Raw genomic sequence first — 3,017 nt, 5'->3', positions numbered from 1 at the left:
ACGTTGATGCCGGCGCGCGTGGACGCCACGTTCACCGAGGCGCAGACGCGCAGCGTGGAGGCCAGCGCGTCGGGGATCGCGTCCATCAGGCGGCGGTCGCCCTCGCCGATACCCTTGTGCACGAGCGCCGAGAAGCCGCCGATGAAGTCCACGCCCACGTCGGCGGCGGCGCGGTCCATCTCGGCAGCGACGGCGAGCAGGGCGTCGGGGTCGAGTCCCGTCGCGAGCTGTGCGATCGGCGTCACGGCGATGCGCTTGTTGACGATGGGCACGCCGTACTCGCGCGCGACGGCCTCGGCCACCGGCACGAGGCGCTCCGCGGCCCGGCGCACCGTGTCGCCCACGCGCAGCGCGACGCGCGCGGGGTCTCCGGCCGCGCAGCCGTCGAGTGAGACGCCGAGCGTGACGGTGCGGATGTCGAGGTGCTGCTGCTGGACCATCAGCAGCGTCTCGTGGATCTCCTCGGGTGACAGCTGCACGGCGCGCTTCCCTACACCCGGTGCATGAAGCGGAAGACGTCCTCGCGCTGCAGCGTGACCTGCAGGCCGATCGCCTCGCCGGCCTCGGCCAACCGGCGCTGGACCTCGTCGAACGGCGTTGCGTCCTCGTCGACCGTGACGAGCATCGTCATCGAGAAGATGCCGCCGATGATGGTCTGCCGGATGTCCTCGATGTTCGTGGCGGTCTCGGCGAGCACGTTCGAGATGGCGGCGACGATGCCGACGCGGTCCTCGCCGAGGACCGAGACGATGGCGCGGGTCTTCATGATGTCCCCTCGCTTCCGCGCCTCGCCGCGGCGCTTCGCGGCGGGCGTCCGACGGGCGGTGGCGGCTATACTTGCGAGCCGTCGGGCGAAGTATACGGGAGAGCGGTCATGGCGGTGCCGATCCATCCGGTCTCGACGGGCGACGTGGTGCGGCTCAAGAAGGCGCATCCGTGCGGCGCGAACGCGTGGGAGGTCGTGCGCGTGGGAATGGACATCGGGCTGCGCTGCACCGGCTGCGACCGCAGGGTGATGCTCGTACGCTCCGAGTTCGACCGGCGGTACCGAGGGCACCTCGGGCGCGCCGGCGAGGGGTCTACGGGGCCTTCGGAGGCGCCGCGGTGACCGTGATGGTCTCGCCGGGCTTGCTCACGTCGTAGAGCTTGCCCTCGATCTCGATCTTGCCCGGCACCGCGAGCTTGTTGAGCTGCAGGTGCGTGTGGTCGCCGCCGCCCGCGACGTACTCGCCGAGCTGGTGCGGCACGCGGTCGGAGAGCAGTCGCACCTGCGCGACCTGCGTCGCGCCGCCGATGACTCGGTCACCGGGCTTCACGCCCACCTTGTCGATGTGGATCAGCACGCAGTCGATCTCCGGCCAGCCGTCGGGCTTGATGTGCAGCTCGTAGTCGGTGTACTTGCCGTAGAGGTCGTAGGGACGGACGAGCAGCACCGTGCCGGTGACCGGCGCGAAGACCGCCGTGCCCGGCTTGGCTCCCACGTCGGCGCAGCGGTCGGTGGCGCCGGTGCGGTGGCTGCGCCACAGGCGCAGCACCTCGCCCTTGAGCACGGAGGGGATGCCGTCGGGCAATGAGGTGCCGCTCGCATCGGTGCTGAACACGTACTTCGCAGAGGTCTTGAGCTTGATCGCCTTGCTCATGTCCGCGTTCGGCAGCAGCGAGGTCATGGCCAGCGCCTTCTCGCTCGACGCCTGGTGGTACGCGATCGCCGTGAGCGCGGTGTACGGCACCGGCAGGTTGAGGCGCAGGCTGCGATACGAGGCGAAGACGGGCGTCGGCTCGACGTTCGGGTCGAAGGTGTTCGCGAAGGCGTCCGACGCGCTGGTGCCCGAGGCGATCGTGACCGTGGCGGTCGACGGGACTGCCATGGCGCCGGGCACCACGGAGTCCGTGAGGTCGCCGGGGCGGCGGCCGCCAGGGTCCGGACCGAACTTCCAGACCGCGATCGCGACGAGCGCGGCGGATGCGACGACCAGTGCGGCGATCAGCGCCGCGTTGGCGCGCTTCTGCTTGCGCCGCCGCTCCGCGCGCTCCGAGCGTGAGCGGCGGATGCGGCGCTCGCGCTCCTCGCGATCGGCGGCCGGCGCGTCGACCGGGCGCACGGACGGCGCTTCCGGCCGCTCGGCGATGGGGGACTCGAAGTCGCCTCTCACCGCTCGACCCTCGCGACGTCGCCGACGACGGTGACCTTGGTGCCGAGTCGCTTGGACAGCGTGCGCACGCGCTTGGTGACGACGGCCGCCTCCTTGCCGTGGATGTACTCGGGCCGGCCGTTCGTGTCGCTGCAGTAGATCGGCGTGCAGGTCGCCTCGCCGACGCCCGCCGGGCCGAGCTCGGCCTCCAGGATGAACGACTCGCCGGTGCTGCGCAGGTCGTGGTCGAAGACGAAGTCGCCGAGCGAGTACGCGATGAGCGCGCCCTTGTAGCGCTCGATGCCCTGGATGACGTGCGGGTGGTGGGCGAGCACCATGTCCGCGCCGGCGTTGACGAGCCGGTGTGCGTCGCGGACCTGCTCGTCGTTGGCGTCGTACTGGTACTCGTCGCCCCAGTGCATCGACACGAGCACGAAGTCGTGCGAGGCCGCCGCCGCTTTCACGGCGGCGGCCACCTCGTCCATCGTCTTGCGGCTGTCGGCGATCCCGGGCGAGTCGGCGTCGGCCGCGAAGCCGGGCGGCACGATGTCGCTGAACGCGAGGCAGGCGACCGAGTTCCCTGCCGCATCGACGGTCGCGGCGCGCCATGCGTCCGTGCGCGTCCGGCCTGCGCCCGCATACGCGATCTGCTTCGCGTCGAGGTTCGCGAGTGTGTCCGACAGCGCGACCGGCCCGAAGTCGAGCACGTGGTTGTTCGCGACCGAGACGACGTCGAAGCCGGCGGACGCGAGCGCGTCGGCGCCCAGCGGGGTGCCCTGGAACGTGTAGCTCTTGTTCGGCACCTTCGCCCCGCGGCTCGACAGCGGGCTCTCCAGATTGCCCACCGTGAGGTCCGCGGCCATCAGGCGCGGCGCCACGTCGGAC

The 3,017-nt window shown here is 71.2% G+C and carries 5 protein-coding genes; 1 reads left to right on the top strand and 4 read right to left on the bottom strand.

Features of this window, described 5'->3' with window-relative positions; genetic code table 11:
• Both FDZ70_08620 and FDZ70_08615 read right to left on the bottom strand, forming a co-directional pair.
• The coding region (locus FDZ70_08620; protein TLM72191.1) for a DUF711 family protein at positions 1-479 on the bottom strand (479 nt) is incomplete at its 3' end.
• A gap of 11 nt (positions 480-490) precedes the next feature.
• The gene (locus FDZ70_08615) at positions 491-766 is read right to left on the bottom strand and encodes an ACT domain-containing protein (protein ID TLM72190.1); all 276 of its coding nucleotides are present in this window, start codon (positions 764-766) and stop codon (positions 491-493) included.
• Positions 767-874: 108 nt separating this feature from the next.
• On the opposite strand from FDZ70_08615, the gene FDZ70_08610 reads away from it, so the two are divergent.
• On the top strand, positions 875-1,108 hold the full coding sequence (locus tag FDZ70_08610; GenBank protein TLM72189.1) for a DUF951 domain-containing protein: 234 nt from the start codon (positions 875-877) through the stop codon (positions 1,106-1,108).
• Here the strand turns inward: FDZ70_08610 and FDZ70_08605 are convergent.
• Positions 1,080-2,153 carry a M23 family metallopeptidase gene (locus FDZ70_08605; protein ID TLM72188.1) on the bottom strand — a complete coding sequence of 358 codons (1,074 nt, stop codon included), beginning with the start codon at positions 2,151-2,153 and terminating at the stop codon, positions 1,080-1,082. The genes FDZ70_08610 and FDZ70_08605 overlap by 29 nt on opposite strands.
• Positions 2,150-3,017 (bottom strand): CapA family protein (locus FDZ70_08600; protein ID TLM72187.1); only part of this gene is annotated, 868 nt, incomplete at its 5' end. The genes FDZ70_08600 and FDZ70_08605, both read right to left, overlap by 4 nt.

Source organism: Actinomycetota bacterium (genome assembly GCA_005774595.1).
Taxonomy (GTDB): domain Bacteria; phylum Actinomycetota; class Coriobacteriia; order Anaerosomatales; family D1FN1-002; genus D1FN1-002.
This window is presented reverse-complemented; position numbering and strand designations above follow the sequence as displayed.

Excerpts from the sequence above, each read along its gene's own strand:
- FDZ70_08610 (TLM72189.1), top strand. The coding sequence starts at position 875 with ATGGCGGTGCCGATCCATCCGGTCTCGACGGGCGACGTGGTGCGGCTC.
- FDZ70_08615 (TLM72190.1), bottom strand. The coding sequence starts at position 766 with ATGAAGACCCGCGCCATCGTCTCGGTCCTCGGCGAGGACCGCGTCGGC.